The sequence below is a fragment of the Noviherbaspirillum galbum genome (genome assembly GCF_010974945.1).
Taxonomy (GTDB): Bacteria; Pseudomonadota; Gammaproteobacteria; order Burkholderiales; family Burkholderiaceae_D; genus Noviherbaspirillum; species Noviherbaspirillum galbum.
Window position 1 is genome coordinate 51,971 of sequence record NZ_JAAIVB010000045.1, and the last position, 18,377, is coordinate 70,347.

The following is an 18,377-nucleotide window of genomic DNA, read 5'->3' on the forward strand; positions in this document are numbered from 1 at the left end:
ATGGCCGAACATGCGCAGTGGGCTGGTTCCTGCAATTCGTCCACGGCGACGCAAATTTAGCCAGAGGAGATAGTGAAGCATCATGAGCAAGGTATTCGTGAACATCGGACTGAGTCTCGACGGCTACATGGCGCCGGAAGGCATGACCATGGATGATCCCGGCCATAAGAACTGGGGCGCGAAGTGGGGAGCGATGATGGGCTGGCTTCTCAGGCAGCAAGCGTTCCGGGAAACCCATAACTTCGGCGAGGGAGGCGAGACCGGTCCGGTCAACGACCTCGTCCGCCGCACGATGGAGCGCACCGGGGCCAACATCATGGGCAAGCGGATGTTCGACCAGGGCGAGGTCGCCTGGCCCGAGGAAGCGCCTTTCCATACGCCGGTCTACGTCCTGACGCACGTGAAGCGCGAGCCCTGGGTCCGGCCGGGAGGGACCACCTTCTACTTCGTGAACGACGGCCCCGAGAGCGCACTCGCGCAGGCCAGGAAGGCGGCAGGCGGACGCGACGTCCGCATCTCGGGCGGCGCCGACGTGATCCAGCAGTACCTCAGCCTGGGCGCCGTCGACGAGCTCGAGATCGCCCTGGCGCCCGTGCTGTTCGGCTCGGGGCGGCGCCTCTTCGAGAACCTGCAAGAGCCTGGGCCGCAGTTCCGCATCGACAGCGTGCTTTCGGGTTCGGGCGCGACGCACCTGCGCTACGTGCGCGAGTGAGGAAGGCCGTCCCCGGCCTCTTCATTGGCGATGGGATCGCACCGCTTCGAACAAGGTGAATTCGAGACTGGTAGGCAGGATGCGCGCCACCTCGAGGCCGGCCTGCTCCAGCAGGCCGCATATCGTAGCCGTGCTGCGTTCCTTTCCGCCCAGGCTGACCAACATGTTGAGGTCGGAGCGCACGGCCGCGGCGGGCGACGTGCCGTCCTCGGACAAAACGCGCTCGACCACGAGCAAGCGTGACCCGCCATCCATTGCCCGCGCACAGTTTTCAAGGATTTGCCGGCTGCTGGCATCGTCCCAGTTGTGAATGATGCTCTTGAGCAGGTAGAGATCCGCACCAGCGGGAATCGCATCGAAGAAGCTTCCGCTGGCGAAGGTGCAGCGCCCATGCAGGGATCGCGCTCCGCGGCCCTGGCAGGCGCTCTGGATGGCATGCGGCAGGTCGTACAGCACGCCTTGCGCGTCGGGCCAGGCGGCGAGGATGGCAAACAGAAGCGCGCCATTGCCGCCCGCGATGTCCACGATGCGCCGGGCGCCCGAAAAATCGTATGCCCGCAGGATCGCGGCGGACTGGATCCGGGTGAGCCCCGCCATCGCCTCGTGAAACAGCCGGGCCGCCTCGCCGTTGCCGTCTAGGTGGTCATATCCAGTGCGGCCTTGCAGCAGCTGGCGCGCGCTCTTGCCCGTTCTCACGCAGCTGGCAAGTTCACCCCACAAGGACCAGAGATTGCGTCCCCACCAGAGCACCCAGGCCCTGACGCTTTCCGGATGGTCGCCCAGCAAGGGCTTGCCCAGCGGCGCCAGCCACCATTGGCCATGCTCGTCCCTGCCGCAGATGCGCAATGTCGCCAGGGCGCCCATCAAGCGGCCGAGCGCATCGGCATCGCACCCGCAGCGGCGGGCCACTGCCTCGGTCGTTGCCTCGCCGCCTGCCAGGGCCTCGGGAATGCCGAGTTCGCAGGCGGCGTACAAGACTTGGGTCATCCAGGCCGCGCCGGCCATGTCCAGCAGGGAAATCGATCCGCCGCCGGCCTGCGCGGCCTTGCTTTCCTGGAAGTCGTGCGAATACCCTGGCATGGCGGTCACTCCCTGGGGATGTCGTTATCGCGTACGAACCGTTCCCACATCGGCATTTCCTTCGCAATTTCTTGCGACAACCGCTTGCCATCGCCGGCTTCGACCGACAACGCACGCTCTTCCAGCCGGCTGCGCGTGGCATCGTCATGCAAGACCTCCTGCAGCCTCGCGGCCAACGCTTCCACGACGGAAGCCGGCGTGCCGGGAGGTGCCATCACGGCCTGCCACGTCGGCAGGACGATGCCGCGCACGCCGGCCTCTTCCAGCGTCGGAACATCCGGCGCGAGCGGGCTGCGCTGGCCCTGCAGGGTGGCCAGCAGGCGCAGCTGGCCGGTGCGGGCATAGGGCAATCCTGCGCCGAGCGGCGTGAAGAAGACCTGGACCCGGCCCGCCAGCAGGTCGGGCATCGCCTGCGCGGCGCCCTTGTAGGGAACCCGCATCATCTCCGCGCCGGTGCGGTTCATGTAGTCGGTGGCAACCAGATATTCGCTCAATGCGCCGGTCGCATAAGTCAGCTTGCCGGGCTGGGATCTGGCATGCGCGGTCAGCTCGGCAACGCTGGCAGCCGGCGTGGCGGGGTGGACGAAGAGACCGAAGGCAAATCGCCCGACCAGCCCGACCGGCGTGAAGTCATTGAGCGACTTGAACGGCGGCGATCTTTGCAGCAACGGTATGGCCCCCATGGAGGCCGTGCTCCAGAGAAGCGTGTACCCGTCGGGCGCCGAGCGCATCACGGTCTGCGCCGCGATCGCGCCGCCCGCCCCGCCCTGGTTTTCCACGATCACTGGCTGCCCGAGCCGGCGCGTCAGGCCGTCTGCCACGGTCCTGGCCGCAAAGTCGGAAGGACCTCCGGCAGGAAAGGGGACGACGAGGCGAATCTGCTTCTCCGGGTAGGAAGCGGCGGGCGAATCATGCACTACGGAAACGAGCGACAGACCCATCACCAGCGAGACAATGAACTTGTTCATGGCGACCTCCATGTGATTGACCGATGCACGCAGCTTAGGTCAAGGCTTCTGCGAGAGGAATAGACTTCCGGCGAAGACAACTATTAACATCAGGTTAAACCCCAGGCCAACCCGCCATGCTCCGGAGGTAACGCGATGGACAAGTTTCGTGCTGCCGAGTATTTCATCATGGCTGCCCGCGAAGGAAGCCTTTCGCGCGCCGCCCGCCAGCTGGAAGTCAGCGTGCCCGCGGTGTCGAAGCTGATCTCGGCGCTGGAACGGGAGCTGGGCACGACCCTGTTCGAGCGCCGGGCGCAAGGGTTGGCGCTGACCTCGCAAGGCACGCAATATCTCGAAGCCTGCGAACAGGCGCTCGGCAAGATGATCGACGCGGAACAGGCATTGCATGGCAGCGGGGCGCGCGTGCATGGAACGCTGACAGTCGGCGCGCCCGCACAGGTCTGCCAGCACTGGATCTTGCCGGCACTTCCCGCTTTCCACCACCGCTACCCCGGGCTTCACATCGACCTGCATTGCACGAACCGCGTGGCGGAAGCGCAGGGACGTCCGATCGACCTGTTCGTGCTGATGGGCTGGCACGAGGAACCGGACATGGTCCGGCAACCGCTCGGAGCAAGCCGCATGCTGGTTTGCGCCTCTCCCGACTATTGGTCGAGGCATGGCATGCCCCGGCGTCCCGAAGACCTCGCAACCCATACCTGCCTGTTGTTCCGCAATCCGATGGGAACGCTGCTGGACCTCTGGGAATTCGAGAACGGCAACGACAAGGTCGCCGTTGCGGTGACAGGCTGGCTGTGCAGCAATCACAGGGACGTCGTGCTCGATGCTGCGATTTCGGGAGAGGGCGTCATCCGCTTGGCGGAGGTGACCAGCCGTTCGGTGCTGCAGAGCGGTCGCCTGGTGCCGGTGCTTCCGGAATGGCATGTGACCGGCAATCCACCCATGCAGGTGCTGTACGCGCCTAGCCAGCGTGGCGTGACGCGGGTGCGCGTATTCATCGATTTCCTGGTGAATCTGCTCGAGGACACCTCGGACCGCGAGTTTTCCCAGCGCCCCTCCTGGTATGTTCCGCGGCGGACTCGCGCGTCAGGGCCCGGCAGGGCCTGATTCCGGAGTGTCCACGCCCGGCCACGCCCAGCAGGCAGTTTAGTTAAACCCTTTTACCGATTGTTTCGTTGCGCTTGTAACCGGAGTATGGTGTCACACAAGGGGTGGCAACGAGGCCGTCCCACGCGATGGCAACGGCGGGGCCTTACTGGCTCGCCGCATGTGCGAAGAGGCACAAGGAGATGGCAGTGCAAGACATCGCGAACACCTTCCGGCGCGGGGCACCATGACGCCGCGCAGCATCCTGATCGTGGAAGACGACAAGGACTTGCGCGAATCCCTGCTCGACCTTCTGGTCATCGAGGGATTCAGCGTCGTCGCCGCCGGCAATGGCGAAGAGGCCTTGCAAGTCCTGAGGAAGGGCGGGTCGTTCGGCCTGGTCCTGCTGGACATCATGATGCCGGTCATGGATGGCGTCGCGTTCATGCATGCGTTCGAAAACGAGTTTCCGCACCTGATCGGCACGACGCCGATCGTCGTGCTGTCCGTGCTTGCGGGTCAGGTGCATCTGCCGGACTGGGTGACGGATGCGGTAGCGAAGCCGACGAGCCTGGATAAGCTGGTCGAGTTGTGCGAGAGGTGTTTTTATACCTTGCACTGAGAGGGGTCTCGAATGCGCGGGCATTCTTTGGACGCGCGGATGACGGAGCGTTGCAGGGACGACGGAGGCCACCATCCTGCCCCGCCATTACCCGCCTCACTCCACACCATCACCGCATCCAAAGATATCCTCGATCCTCTGCAACCTCCCAGCCTCGCTCCCATCATACCCGGGCAACGCGCTGACCACCCGCCGATACGTATCGGCCGACATGATATTCACCACCCTTTCCAGGTCGGCGGGATCAAGCAGCTGCACATCCGCCAGCAGCATGTAGCGCTCCGACTGCAAGGGAAGGAACTCCAGGTCGAAGCGCCGCGCCGGCGTCTCCACGCCGAACGCAACATCGGCCATGCCGCTCGCCACGCAAGCCGCGACCGCCGCGTGGGTCAATTCGTTCTGGTCGTGGCCCGTCACCTGTTCGGGTGAAATGCCGCTCGACTCCAGCATGAGCTCCATCAGCAGCCGGGTACCCGACCCGATCTGCCGGTTGATGAAGCGCACGTCGGGCCGGGCCAGGTCCTCGATGGCATAGATCTTCTTCGGATTCCCTCGCTGCACCATCAACCCTTGCCGCCGGCGCGCGACGTGGATCACGCGCTGCCGCTCCGGGCGCAGCCATCGCCGGTAATGCGCCGCCATCGCCGGTTCGAAGCGGCCGATCGGCAGGTGGAATCCGGCCATGTCGCAGCCCCCCGCCGCCAGCGCGGCGACGGCGTCGAAGCTCGGCCGGTACTTGAGGTCGAGGGCGCAGCCGGCATTGGTCAGGAACAGGTTCAGCTGCTCGACGGCGAACCCGTGGCTGGCATGCAGGCGCAGCGCGCGGCCGCTGCTGCTGAGGATGGCGCGCACCTCCTGCTCCATCTCGGAAGACAGGCTGTCGAGCGCGGGCGAGAGCCGCGCCTTGATGCGGCGGTCCGCCCAGACGAAGCGCTGGGCCAGCGGCGTCAGGCGCGCATGGCGGCCGCGCGCCATGTCGAGCAGGGACGCTCCCAGGGTTTGCTCGGCCTCGTGCAGCAAGCCCCAGCTATGACGGTACGACACGCCCATGACCCGGGCGGCTTCCTGCAGGCTGCCGTGCTCCTCCACGTGGGTCAGCAATTCCACGACGCGGTACGGCAGCTGCCGGCCTTCGCCATCGGTCAGCGTCCAGGTGGGCGTAATGGTGACTTTATGCATACCGGTTATGCCGAGAAAGCATATCGCATTGGAGATAAACATCATATTGCACCAAACCGAGGAAGCTGGTTTGATACGCAAGATTTTTATTTCTAAGAATTGGGGCCTGGCACCTTCGGATGCCATGAGATCCCTCGGATGGATAAAAAGCTCAGATCGAGCAGATAACCGTTGAAAGGAGACACCATGTCCACAACCACGGCCGGCGTTCAAGGCGCCGGCGTTACCAAACCGGGGAGCTGGCTAGACAAGGAGCGCACCATCGCCGGAGCGGGATTCAACCGCTGGCTGGTGCCGCCCGCCGCGCTGGCGCTGCACCTGTGCATCGGCATGGCCTATGGCTTTTCCGTGTTCTGGCTGCCGCTGTCGCGCGCGCTGGGCATCAAGGAATCGCTCGCCTGCCCCGCCGATGCCGGCCTGCTGACCGAGCTGTTCACCACCAGCTGCGACTGGAAGATTTCCTCGCTCGGCTGGATGTACACCCTGTTCTTCGTCGTGCTCGGCTCCGCTGCCGCGATCTGGGGCGGATGGCTGGAACGCGCCGGTCCGCGCAAGGCAGGCGTGCTCGCGGCCGTCTGCTGGTGCGGCGGCATGCTGATCTCGGCTTTCGGCATTTATACCCACCAGCTGTGGATCATGTGGGTCGGCTCCGGCCTGATCGGCGGCGTCGGCCTCGGCCTCGGCTACATCTCGCCGGTCTCGACGCTGATCAAGTGGTTCCCCGACCGCCGCGGCATGGCGACCGGCATGGCCATCATGGGCTTCGGCGGCGGCGCCATGATCGGCGCGCCGCTCGCCGACCGCCTGATGAAGCTGTTCGCCACCCCCACCTCGGTCGGCGTGTGGCAGACCTTCGTCGTCATGGCCGTCATCTACTTCATCTTCATGATGGGCGGCGCCCTGGGCTACCGCGTGCCGCCAACGGGCTGGAAGCCGTCCGGCTGGACACCCCCGGCCAGCAACAATGGCAACACCATGATCACCCAGCGCCACGTGCACGTCAGCAAGGTGTGGGGCATCCCGCAATTCTGGCTGGTGTGGGCGGTGCTGACCCTGAACGTGTCGGCAGGCATCGGCATCATCGGCATGGCCTCGCCGCTGCTGCAGGAAGTGTTCGCCGGCAAGCTGATCGGCGTGAACCTGGGCTTCAATGAACTCAGCCCGGACCAGAAGAAGGCGATCGCGGCCATCGCCGCCGGCTTCACCGGCCTGCTGAGCCTGTTCAACATCGGCGGACGCTTCTTCTGGGCAACCTTCTCCGACAAGCTCGGCCGGAAGATGACGTACTACACCTTCCTGCTGCTCGGCATGGTCCTGTTCAGCTCGATCCCGAGCCTGAGCCAGGGCGGCCATCTGGCGCTGTTCGTGGCGGCCTTCTGCGTGATCCTGTCGATGTATGGCGGCGGTTTCTCCACCGTGCCGGCCTACCTTGCCGACCTGTTCGGCACCCAGATGGTGGGCGCGATCCACGGCCGCCTGCTGACCGCCTGGGCGACCGCCGGCATCGTCGGCCCGGTGGTGGTGAACTATATCCGCGAATACCAGCTTGCCCATGGCGTGCCGAAGGCGGATGCTTACAACATCACGATGTACATCCTGGCAGGCATGCTGGCGCTGGGTTTCCTCTGCAACCTGATGGTCCGTCCGGTCGCCGATAAGTGGTTCATGACCGACGACGAACTGGCTGCCGAGAAAAAGCTGGCGCACGAGCGCTCGGCCGCCGAAATCTTGTCGGCCGACCCCGGGTCAAACGAAGTGACGCCGCCGGCCAAGATCGCGCTGGCCTGGCTGGTGGTGCTGGTGCCGCTGGCCTGGGGCGCGTGGATCACGTTCGAGAAAGCGCTGGTGCTGTTCCGCTAGCACCCGCGGCAAGCGCCGGGCCGGGCAGGATTGCCGGCCCGGCGTCGCCGGACCTTACCTTTTCGCATCACCTTCTTCATCATGAATCAACGTGTCATTCCCATCGCCGTACAAGCACCCAGCCAGGGTCCCAGCCGCGAACGCAAGCGGCAAGCGCCCAAGGGCCGCCGGGTCGATCCGGCGGCATTGGCCGAGGTGCAGCGCCTGCTGGGCGATGCGCCGCGCCGGCGCGATCTGCTGATCGAACACTTGCACCTGATCAACGACCGCTACGGCGCGCTGTCGACCGCCCACATGGCGGCCCTGGCGCAGGAAATGCGCATGGCACAGACGGAAGTGTACGAAGTGGCGAGCTTTTACCACCACTTCGAGATCGTGCGCGACGGCGAGGCGCTGCCGGATACGCTGACGGTCCGGGTATGCGACGGCATCGCCTGCGAGCTGGCGGGCGCGCAAGACCTGCTGGCGAAGCTTCCCGCCATCCTGGGCAGCGACGTGAAGGTGATCCCCGCCCCCTGCATCGGCCGTTGCGAACAGGCGCCGGCGGCGGTGGTCGGGCAGTTTCCCGTCCCGAACGCCAACGCCGACAGCGTGCGGCAGGCAGTGGCCAGCGGACAGACGACGCACGAACAGGAACCGGCGACCGGGTTCGACGCCTACCTCGCGGCCGGCGGCTACCGGCTCCTGCAGGAATGCGCGAGCGGGGCACGGACGGCAGACGCCGTGATTGCCGAAATGGAAAACTCGCAGCTGCGCGGCCTCGGCGGCGCAGGCTTCCCGGCGGGACGCAAGTGGCGCATCGTGCGCAACGAGCCCGGGCCGCGGCTGATGGCCGTCAACATCGACGAAGGCGAGCCCGGCACCTTCAAGGACCGCACCTATCTCGAGCGCGATCCGCACCGTTTCCTCGAAGGCATGCTGATCGCCGCATGGGCCGTGGGCATCGCGGACATCTACGTTTACCTGCGCGACGAATACCACGGCATCCGGGGTTTCCTCGAGCGGGAAATCGCCATGCTGCAGGCGAGGCCGCCGATCGCGAACATGCCGCGGATCCATCTGCGGCGCGGCGCCGGCGCCTACATCTGCGGCGAGGAATCGGCGATGATCGAATCGATCGAAGGCAAGCGCGGCATGCCGCGCCTGCGCCCGCCCTACGTGGCGCAGGTCGGCCTGTTCGGCCGCCCGACGCTGGAACACAACTTCGAGACGCTCTACTGGGTGCGCGACATTCTCGAGAAAGGCGGCGCGTGGTTTTCCTCGCACGGCCGCCATGGCCGCAAGGGCCTGCGTTCCTTCTCCGTCTCGGGCCGCGTCAAGAAACCCGGCGTGCACCTCGCGCCGGCGGGCATCACGATCCAGGAACTGATCGACGAATTCTGCGGCGGCATGCAGGACGGCCATGCCTTCTATGCCTACCTGCCGGGCGGCGCGTCCGGCGGCATCCTGCCGGCGACGATGAACGACATTCCGCTGGACTTCGACACGCTGCAACCCTACGGCTGCTTCATCGGCTCGGCGGCGGTGGTGGTGCTGTCCGACCAGGACAAGGTCACCGACGCGGCGCGCAACCTGATGCGCTTCTTCCGCGACGAATCCTGCGGTCAGTGCACGCCCTGCCGCGCCGGCACCGCCAAGACCTTGCAATTGATCCAGCATGACCACTGGGATGCCGCGCTGATCGGCGACCTGTCGCAGGTGATGCGCGACGCCTCGATCTGCGGCCTCGGCCAGGCGGCGCCCAATCCGGTCGACTGCGTGATCAAGTATTTCCCGCACGAGCTGGCCTGAAGCGCCGGTCCCGTGTGTTTAGGTAGAGAGTGACAACATGAACGCGATTACCCGTGCCGAACTGGCACAAGCCATGCAAGCCACCGAGGTGCGCTTCACCCTGAACGGCAGGGAGGTCAGCGGCGGCGCCGACGAGACCTTGCTGCAGATCGCGCGCCGCGAAGGCGTCGAGATTCCCCACCTCTGCTACAAGGATGGCCTGGACACCGCCGGCAACTGCCGCGCCTGCGTGGTGGAAATCCAGGGCGAACGCGTGCTCGCGCCGTCCTGCTGCCGCCATCCGAGCAACGGCATGAAAGTGACTACCGACAGCGAGCGCGCCGTGAAGGCGCAGAAGATGGTGCTGGAGCTGCTGCAGTCCGACATGCCCGAGGAAAGCTTCACCGTCCACAGCGAGCTCGACCAGTGGTCGCTGAAGATGGAAGTGGGCAAGCCGCGCTTCCCGTCCCGCGAGCCGGTGGTCTCCGACTTCTCGCATCCCGCAATCGCCGTCAACCTCGACGCCTGCATCCAGTGCACGCGCTGCCTGCGCGCCTGCCGGGACGAACAAGTCAATGACGTGATCGGCCTGGCGTTCCGCGGCGAACAGGCGAAGATCGTGTTCGACATGGACGACCCGATGGGCGCGTCCACCTGCGTCGCCTGCGGCGAATGCGTGCAGGCCTGCCCGACCGGCGCGCTCACCCCGGCGCGCGACGCCGCGCTCAACGTGCCCGACCGCAAGGTGGATTCGGTCTGCCCGTATTGCGGCGTCGGCTGCCAGCTCACCTACAACGTCAAGGACGACAAGATCCTTTACGTCGAGGGACGCGACGGCCCGGCCAACCACAAGCGCCTGTGCGTGAAGGGCCGTTACGGCTTCGACTACGCGCACCACCCGCAGCGCCTGACGGTGCCGCTGATCCGCCGTGCCGACGCGCCCAAGCGCGGCGACTTCGTGATGAATCCCGACAACGTCATGGACGTGTTCCGCGAAGCGAGCTGGGAAGAGGCGCTGGACTTCGCCGCCGGCAAGCTGAAGGCCATCCTCGACACCCACGGCAAGAAGGCGCTGGCCGGCTTCGGCTCGGCCAAGGGCAGCAACGAGGAAGCCTACCTGTTCCAGAAGCTGGTTCGCACCGGCTTCGGCAGTAACAACGTCGACCACTGCACGCGGCTGTGCCATGCGTCATCGGTCGCCGCGCTGCTGGAAGGGATCGGCTCGGGCGCGGTCTCCAATCCGGTCATGGACGTGACCAAGGCGGACGTGGTGATCGTGATCGGCGCCAACCCCACGGTGAACCACCCGGTCGCCGCCACCTGGATCAAGAACGCGGTGAAGAATGGCACAAAGCTCATCGTTGCCGATCCGCGCCGCTCCGATCTCGTCCGCCTCGCGCATCGCCACCTGCAATTCAAGCCCGACACCGACGTCGCCATGCTCAATGCGATGATGCATGTGATCGTGCACGAAGGCCTGGTCGACGAGGACTTCATCAACAGCCGCACCATCGGCTACGAGGACCTGAAGCGGAACGTGGAAGGCTACAGCCCCGAAGCGATGGCGCCGATCTGCGGCATCGACGCCGAGACGCTGCGCGATACCGCGCGGCTGTACGCGACATCGAAGGGATCGATGATCCTGTGGGGCATGGGCGTGTCGCAGCACGTGCATGGCACCGACAACGCACGCTGCCTGATCGCGCTGGCGCTGATGACCGGCCAGATCGGCCGCCCGGGAACCGGCCTGCATCCGCTGCGCGGCCAGAACAACGTGCAGGGCGCGTCCGACGCCGGCCTGATCCCGATGATGTATCCCGATTACCAGCGGGTCGACCACCCCGGCGCCCAGGAGAAGTTCGAGAAGCTGTGGGGCATGCCACTGGACACCGAGCCCGGCCTGACCGTGGTGGAAGTGATGCACGCGGCCAAGGAAGGCAAGATCCGGGGAATGTACATCATGGGTGAAAACCCGGCGATGTCCGACCCCGACGCCAACCATGCGCGCGAAGCGATGGCCGCGCTCGACCATCTCGTGGTGCAGGACATCTTCCTGACCGAGACCGCCTACCTCGCCGACGTGATCCTGCCGGCCTCGGCATTCCCCGAGAAGACCGGCACCTTCACCAACACCGACCGCCTCGTGCAGCTTGGCCGGCAGGCCGTGCCGCCGCCCGGCCAGGCAAAGCAGGACCTGTGGATCATCCAGGAGATCGCCCGGCGCATCGGCCTGAGCTGGAAATACGGCCACGTGTCGGAAGTGTTCGACGAAATGCGCAAGAGCATGGCCAGCATCGCCGGCATCACCTGGGAGCGGCTGGAACGCGAGCATGCCGTCACCTATCCCTGCCCGGTGGAGGGCGATCCGGGGCATCCCGTGGTATTCATCGACCAGTTCCCCACCGCCAGCGGCCGCGCCCGCTTCGTTCCGGCGGATATCATCCCGGCAGCCGAGCGGCCCGATACCGAGTATCCGAAGGTATTGATCACCGGCCGCCAGCTCGAACACTGGCATACCGGCAGCATGACGCGCCGCGCCGGCGTGCTCGATGCGATCGAACCCGATCCGGTGGCGCTGGTGCATCCGCTCGACCTCGAGGAACTCGGGGCGCTTCCGGGCGACATCATCACGATCGAGTCCAGGCGCGGCAAGGTGGCGCTGTACGCGCGCGCCGACGAGAGCTCGCCGCGCGGAGCGGTCTTCGTGCCCTTCTGCTATTACGAGGCGGCGATCAACAAGCTCACCAACCCGGCGCTGGACCCCTTCGGAAAGATCCCCGAGTTCAAGTACTGCGCGGTGCGCCTGACGCTGGGTGGAACTCCGCCGCAGCAGAGCAGCTATGGCGGCGGGCAGATCCTGGCGCGCGCGACGGCGGGCGATGGCCGCACTGCCGATCCTGCCCGTTAGGTCGTCGTCCCTGTCTTCAGGCAGCCCGCTTCGATGAGCTCCCTCGCCTTCAAGGGTGGGGAGTTTGTCGGAGCGCTTCAGCATACAGGCAATGCCAGACAAATAATTTCTTCCTTCCCGCCCCGGCATAGACACTCTGTTGCATAAATGCTCTGGCAGGAACGGCCGCATGCACATAAAATGTGCCACTTTCCTTACATAAACAGACTTGATGCCGCAAGCGACGGCAAGAGCGGCCAAGGCCGCCAAGGCCGACCATTCGGGACGTCGCATGCCGCAAATCCAATTCCACGCCCTGTTCTGGAACGCCAATGAAACTTTTCAGTAAATCCTTCCTGCTTCTTGCCTGCCAATGCGCGCTTGCACTGGCGATGGCTTCGGGACCGGCGCGCGCCGAGGTCGGCGTCACCGACCGGAAAATCCTTCTCGGCCAGTCCGCGGCGTTTTCCGGTCCGGCCGCCCAGCTCGGCATCCAGATGCATGCCGGCGCCAAGGCTTATTTCGACATAGTCAACAAGCAGGGCGGCGTCCATGGCAGGCAGATCGAGATCCTGACGATCGACGACAAGTACGAGCCGGACCTGGCAGCCAGGAACACCCACCAGCTGATCGAAAAGGACGGGGTATTCGCCTTGTTCGGCTACGTTGGAACGCCGACCAGCAACGCCGCGCTCCCGATCTTCAGCAAGGAAGGCGTGCCATTCTTCGCGCCCTTCAGCGGCGCGCAATCGCTGCGCGAGCCGTTCAACAAGCAGTTGTTCAACATCCGGGCTTCCTACTTCAATGAAACCGAGTACTTAGTCGACCAGCTGACGCGACTCGGACTGACGAAGATCGCGGTGTTCTACCAGAACGATGCCTACGGCCAGACCGGACTCGACGGCGTCGTTCGCGCGCTGAAGAAGCGCAACCTGGCGGTGCTGGACACCGCCACCGTCGAACGCAACAGCGTCAACGTGACCGATGCCATCGCCCGCCTGCTGCCGAAGCGGCCGGACGCGATCATCCAGATCACGGCCTACTCATCGGCCGCAGCGTACATCGATGGCATGCGCAAGGCGGGTTATACCGGACAGTTCTACAACGTGTCGTTCGTGGGCAGCCAGGCATTGGCCGACGCGCTCGGCGCCCAGGGCCCGGGAGTCGTGGTGTCGCAGGTCGTGCCTTTTCCATGGGACCTGTCGAATCCCCTCGTCAACGAATACAACAAGGCGCTGAAGGCAGCGAACATCGGCTCGCCGAACTTCTCCAGCCTGGAAGGCTACATCGCCGCGCGCGTGTTCGTCGAAGGCTTGCGCCGGGCCGGGCCGGGGCTGACCCGAGACAAATTGATTGCCGCGCTCGAGACCATCAACCGGTCGAACTTCGATCTCGGCTTCGACGTCAATTTCTCCCCTAAAAACCACAACGGCTCGAATTTCGTCGACATGACCGTCGTGACCAAGAACGGCAAGTTCGGGCATTGAGCCGGCGCCCCGCAAGGGGCAAGCCGATCATCACGATGTGATGTCCGTCTTGCGGCGGCCGCTCCTGGCCGCCGCAAGCTCCGAGAGCAGCGCCGACAGCATTGCGGTATCCACCGGCTTGACGAAATGGTGGTTGAAGCCGGCCTCCGCCGTCGCACGGCGATCGCTCTCCTGTCCGTAGCCCGTCACCGCGATCAGCGTTGCCCCGACCGTCTCGGGCTGGCCGCGCAGGCGCCGCGCAAGATCGTTTCCATCCATGTCGGGCAACCCGATATCCAGCAGGAAGACGTCCGGCTGTTCATGCCGCGAGCGTTCCAGCGCGCGCCTCGAGTCGTGCTCCACGATCACGTCGTGTCCGGCGGCGTTGAGAAACATCGCCAGCATGGCGGCGGCATCGTTGTTGTCCTCGACCAGCATCAGTTTCAGCCGGCCCAATGGCCCGCCTTGCGGGCCCCCGCCCGCGGCACCCTGGAACGCTTCCGCGGCGGAGACGCGCGGAAGATAGACGCTGAAGACACTGCCCTTGCCCAGGCCTGCGCTCTGCGCCGTCACGACGCCGCGATGCAGCTCGACTAGGCTCTTGACCAGCGAAAGCCCGATGCCCAGGCCGCCTTGCGAACGGTCGGCGGTCCGCGTGCCCTGGGTGAACATGTCGAAGACGCAGCCTTGCAGATCCGGCGTCATGCCGATGCCGTTGTCCTTCACTTCGATCAGGACATGTTCCGCCCTCACGTCGACGCGCATATCGATGCTGCCGCCCTCCGGCGTGTACTTGGCGGCGTTGTTCAGCATGTTGGCCGCGACCTGGACCAGCCGCTTCGCGTCGCCGTAGACGAAGGTGGTGTCCGGCGGCAGGAACACGGCGAGGTGATGGCGGCGCGATTCCATCAAGGGGCGCACCTGTTCGGCGGCGTCCGCGATGATGCGCTTGGCATCCAATACGTTCATTTCCAGTTTTACCAGTCCGCGCGTCACGCGTGACACATCCAGGAGGTCGTCGACGAGGCTCGTCATGTGCTTGACCTGGCGGGCGATGACCTCGCTGGTCTGGCGCACCCGAGACTCATCCAGCCTGGCCAGGCGCAGGAGGTCGGCGGCAGCGCTGATGGGCGCCAGCGGATTGCGCAGTTCGTGCGCGAGCATGGCCAGGAATTCATCCTTGTTCCGGTCTGCCTTGACCATTTCATGCTCATGCCGCTTGCGCTCGGTGACATCCTTGAACAGGATGGCAACCAGGTTGTTTGCCGTGGCATCCGCGCGGAACGCATACACGTCGTACCAGCGATTCAATGCCTTTGACTCGTCCTCGAACCGGACCGGCTCGCCCGTTTGGGCAACCCTTCCGTAGATCTCGAACCACCGTGTCTCGTTGTTCGGGATCACTTCGCTCACCGTCTTTTCGATCACGTCGGACAATCCGGTCTGCTGTTCGAAGAGGTCGTTGACCTCGAGGAAGCGGTAGTCGGCCGGCTTGCCGGCGGCATCGAAGATCATCTCGACGATGCAGAAGCCTTCGTCGATCGAATTGAAGAGCGTGCGGTATTTTGCTTCGCTGCGCAGTCGCGCCTCTTCCATCAGCTTGTTGTCGTGCACATCCGTCGAGGTGCCGAACCAGCGCACGACCTCGCCTGTTTGTGGATCGCGATAGGGCTGGGCGCGCACCAGGAACCAGCGATATTCGCCAGCGGCCGAGCGGATGCGGTGTTCGATGGTGAACGTGGTGCCCTGGCGCTGCGCCTCGCCCCAGGCCCGCATCGTCGGCAGGTGGTCATCGGGATGCACGAACCTGGACGAAATGTCTTCGGCCGTCGCCGGGTTGTACGGCGTCCCCGTATAGTCGGTCCATTTCTGGTTGAAGAACTCGGCGTTGCCGACGGCATCGGTAATCCAGACGATCTGCGGGATGGCGTCGGCCATCAGGCGAAAGCGGGTTTCGCTGTCTCGCAGGCGCTGCTCTGCCTTGATGCGCTCGCTCGCATTCCGAAAATATACCGATAGCCCGTCCGCGGACGGGTAGGCATGGACTTCGTACCAGCGGTCATGGTCGGCGTAGTAGGTCGTGAAGCTGACCGTGACGTTCTCCGTCACCGCCCGCCGGAACATGGCTTCGATTTCCGACCCCACGGCGGATGGATACTTTTCCCAGACGTTCTTGCCCAGCAGGTCTGCGGCGGTGCGGGCCAGCAGTTGCTGGGCCTGCCGATTGAGATAAGTGAATTCCCAGTCGCGGTTGAGTCCGTAGAAAGCATCGGTGATGCTTTCCAGGATCGATGCAGCGTCTCCCAGTACGAACTGCTTGCTCCCCGTTGTCAGCTCCAAATCGGCCTCCTGATGGAAATCCTTTTTATGAGAGCAGTGTAGGACGAATCAGGGGCAAAATCTCATTATGTTGTTAGAAAGGCACTTTGCCAGGCATTCTGGCTGGTTGACCTATCAAGCCGCGCTTTTTTCAAATTCAAACATTGGCAACATTGGTTTTCTGTAGGCAGCACCGTCGGGCACATGCTCGCTTACCCGGAATACGCTGACGACTTGTATCAACTCATTTGCCTGTTCATGCATTGTTTGAGCCGCTGCGGCCGCTTCCTCCACCAGGGCTGCATTCTGTTGCGTGATCTGGTCGATCTGTGCGACGGCGCGATTCACCTGCTCGATGCCAGTGCGCTGTTCCTCGCCCGCCGCCGCAATTTCGCCAATGATGTCAGTCACATGCCGGGCACTCACAACGACGTCTTCGATCGTGCCTCCCGCCTGGTCCACCAGTCGTGAACCGGCCTTGGCCTTCTCGATCGAATCCGCGATCAGTTCCTTGATCTGCTTTGCCGCATCGGCTGATCGTTGGGCAAGCCCTCTCACTTCGGATGCCACCACCGCGAACCCTCTCCCCTGTTCACCCGCCCTGGCGGCTTCGACCGCGGCATTGAGCGCGAGGATATTGGTCTGGAAAGCGATGCCGTCGATGACGCTGGTAATGTCGGCGATGCGCTTGGCCGATTCATTGATCGTCGCCATCGTTTCCACCACTTGCTGCATGACCGTGCCGCCGCGCGTGGCGACATCCGAGGCGGATGAGGCAAGCTGGTTGGCCTGTCGCGCGTTGTCGGCGTTCTGCTTGACCGTCGACGTCAGCTCTTCCACGGTCGCAGCCGTCTCTTCGAGCGAACTTGCCTGCGATTCGGTTCGCGTGGACAAGTCTTGATTGCCCTGCGCAATTTCACCGGCAGACCGGGACATGTTCTGGCTGGCACGGCGCACGTCGGAAACGATGTGCACAAGCGAATCGATCATTTCGGCCAACGCCTGCGTCAAGGCCCCGGTTTCGCCGCCTGTGGTTTTCCGCAACTGGACAGTGAGATCGCCAGTCGCGATCCGCTTCGCGGCATCGATTGCCTGCACGAGAGGCCGCGTTATCCGCCTCGACACGAAGATGCCAACCAGTATGGCAAGGAAAGTGGCGCCGATCGCCAATGCCAGAACGATGACACGCGTACTGCCGGCGGTCTCCAGCACTGCGCGCCCGGTGCTTTCCATGCCACCCGCTTCTTGCTGGATCAGCCGGTCAAGCGAATCGAGATAGCGCTGTTGTACGGGAACGATGTCCGGAAGCGCAAGATCCCTTGCCTGTTCGATTTCGCCATCGCGGATGAGCTTGAGATAAGCGGCAAGCTTGGGCGCGTATTCATCGCGCGCGCTGATCACTTCCTGAAACGCCTTTCGTTCCTGGTCCGATCCGGCCATCTGCTTGAACCGGTCCAATATGTCTTGCGCGGTCTGTTCGGCCCGGGAGACGGCAAAAAGCTCCTGGTTGATTTCCTTGGCAACCGTCAGGAAAAGCACATTGCGCATGCTGCGCGCCGATGCGTTGAGTGAATCCTTGACAGAATAGGCCAGCGTCGACTTGGTATGATTCTTGTGAATCAGGTCGTCCACCTGGTCCGCAATGAGCGCAATCTGGATGACCGCATAGGTTGATGCGGTCAGCATCAGGACAATGGCCAGGCCGAATCCAATGGCAAGCAATTGACTGATCCCTAGCGTCGACGTCCGCTGCCGGACCAGCTGCAAATACCGCGACATCGACATCTTCCCTGCGATGGTTCTTGTCATGATCACTCTCCAGAATTCGTTTTATCTTGGCTGTCTCTTTGCGATGACCGGCAAATGCTATGCCGGTCATGCCGGGGCTACATGTCGGTCGCGGTTCGTGCGGCCTGGTCATACAATGTCGATAGCATTCGCAAGCCAAACCCGAATTCCACGAGTTCGAATGCCTGTGTTCCTTGTGTCGCCACGGCCGAAACGAGGACCTGTTCGCGAACCTGGCGATACCGTCGGCCGAGCGCCCGTCCCTTCCTGGTCGGCATGTAAGCCGCCTCCTCGGCTCGTTCGTCCGCCCGGGCCAAGCCGTGCTTGCACAGCTTGCTGATGGCGTATTTGACGACGTGAATGTCCTCGATATTCAAGAAGCATCCGATGTCCATCAGCCGGCGCGCGCGCGTACCATGCATGAGGTAAAGCAGCACCATCGCGTCCGTCACGGAGAGATCGGCGGCCGCTCCCGCGACAGCCATGCATTGCTCGGTCCATCGCTTGAATGCGTGCCCTGCAATCACGAGTCCAAACTCAAGCTCGCTCAGTGCCGGTCCCCGGCCAGTGGCCGGATGGGACGACAGGACGATCGGGATCCTCCCGCTTTCTGCGTGATCAGTCATGCTGCCTGCCAGTT

13 protein-coding genes are annotated in these 18,377 nt (G+C 64.1%); 7 read left to right on the forward strand and 6 right to left on the reverse strand.

Annotated elements, in window-relative coordinates:
• Positions 1 to 82: 82 nt before the first annotated feature.
• Positions 83 to 712, forward strand: a complete 630-nt coding sequence (locus tag G3574_RS13650; protein ID WP_163964035.1) for a dihydrofolate reductase family protein — start codon at positions 83 to 85, stop codon at positions 710 to 712.
• Positions 713 to 733: 21 nt separating this feature from the next.
• Here the strand turns inward: G3574_RS13650 and G3574_RS13655 are convergent, their stop codons facing one another.
• Together G3574_RS13655 and G3574_RS13660 are read right to left on the reverse strand one after the other, a co-directional pair.
• The gene (locus G3574_RS13655) at positions 734 to 1,792 is read right to left on the reverse strand and encodes a methyltransferase (RefSeq protein WP_163964037.1); all 1,059 of its coding nucleotides are present in this window, start codon (positions 1,790 to 1,792) and stop codon (positions 734 to 736) included.
• Positions 1,793 to 1,797: 5 nt separating this feature from the next.
• Positions 1,798 to 2,760 carry a tripartite tricarboxylate transporter substrate binding protein gene (locus tag G3574_RS13660; protein ID WP_163964040.1) on the reverse strand — a complete coding sequence of 321 codons (963 nt, stop codon included), beginning with the start codon at positions 2,758 to 2,760 and terminating at the stop codon, positions 1,798 to 1,800.
• A gap of 135 nt (positions 2,761 to 2,895) precedes the next feature.
• On the opposite strand from G3574_RS13660, the gene G3574_RS13665 reads away from it, so the two are divergent.
• Together G3574_RS13665 and G3574_RS13670 are read left to right on the forward strand one after the other, a co-directional pair.
• A complete protein-coding gene (locus G3574_RS13665; RefSeq protein ID WP_163964042.1) occupies positions 2,896 to 3,867 on the forward strand; it encodes a LysR family transcriptional regulator in 972 nt (323 codons plus the stop codon).
• A gap of 226 nt (positions 3,868 to 4,093) precedes the next feature.
• Entirely contained in the window at positions 4,094 to 4,468 is a 375-nt protein-coding gene (locus G3574_RS13670; RefSeq protein WP_163964044.1) for a response regulator, read from the forward strand.
• Positions 4,469 to 4,564: 96 nt separating this feature from the next.
• Here G3574_RS13670 and G3574_RS13675 read toward each other — a convergent pair whose 3' ends face one another.
• Positions 4,565 to 5,647, reverse strand: coding sequence for a substrate-binding domain-containing protein (locus G3574_RS13675; RefSeq protein ID WP_163964046.1), 1,083 nt, complete (start codon positions 5,645 to 5,647; stop codon positions 4,565 to 4,567).
• A gap of 186 nt (positions 5,648 to 5,833) precedes the next feature.
• Between G3574_RS13675 and G3574_RS13680 the strand changes: the two genes are divergently transcribed.
• The 4 genes from G3574_RS13680 to G3574_RS13695 all read left to right on the forward strand — a co-directional run bounded on the left by G3574_RS13680 (position 5,834) and on the right by G3574_RS13695 (position 13,651).
• Positions 5,834 to 7,507 carry an OFA family MFS transporter gene (locus G3574_RS13680; RefSeq protein WP_163964048.1) on the forward strand — a complete coding sequence of 558 codons (1,674 nt, stop codon included), beginning with the start codon at positions 5,834 to 5,836 and terminating at the stop codon, positions 7,505 to 7,507.
• Positions 7,508 to 7,588: 81 nt separating this feature from the next.
• Entirely contained in the window at positions 7,589 to 9,298 is a 1,710-nt protein-coding gene (locus G3574_RS13685; RefSeq protein WP_163964050.1) for an NAD(P)H-dependent oxidoreductase subunit E, read from the forward strand.
• 37 nt (positions 9,299 to 9,335) lie between these two features.
• Positions 9,336 to 12,185 (forward strand): formate dehydrogenase subunit alpha, encoded by a 2,850-nt coding sequence (fdhF, locus tag G3574_RS13690; RefSeq protein WP_163964052.1) that lies wholly within the window; start codon positions 9,336 to 9,338, stop codon positions 12,183 to 12,185.
• 311 nt (positions 12,186 to 12,496) lie between these two features.
• The gene (locus tag G3574_RS13695) at positions 12,497 to 13,651 is read left to right on the forward strand and encodes an ABC transporter substrate-binding protein (RefSeq protein ID WP_163964054.1); all 1,155 of its coding nucleotides are present in this window, start codon (positions 12,497 to 12,499) and stop codon (positions 13,649 to 13,651) included.
• 30 nt (positions 13,652 to 13,681) lie between these two features.
• Here G3574_RS13695 and G3574_RS13700 read toward each other — a convergent pair whose 3' ends face one another.
• The 3 genes from G3574_RS13700 to G3574_RS13710 form a co-directional block, all read right to left on the reverse strand.
• Complete coding sequence (locus G3574_RS13700; protein WP_163964057.1) at positions 13,682 to 15,970, reverse strand: hybrid sensor histidine kinase/response regulator; 2,289 nt, start codon at positions 15,968 to 15,970, stop codon at positions 13,682 to 13,684.
• Between the two features lie 114 nt (positions 15,971 to 16,084).
• Complete coding sequence (locus G3574_RS28810; protein ID WP_163964059.1) at positions 16,085 to 17,758, reverse strand: methyl-accepting chemotaxis protein; 1,674 nt, start codon at positions 17,756 to 17,758, stop codon at positions 16,085 to 16,087.
• Positions 17,759 to 17,835: 77 nt separating this feature from the next.
• Positions 17,836 to 18,363, reverse strand: a complete 528-nt coding sequence (locus G3574_RS13710) for a winged helix DNA-binding protein (RefSeq protein ID WP_163964061.1) — start codon at positions 18,361 to 18,363, stop codon at positions 17,836 to 17,838.
• Positions 18,364 to 18,377: the final 14 nt, after the last annotated feature.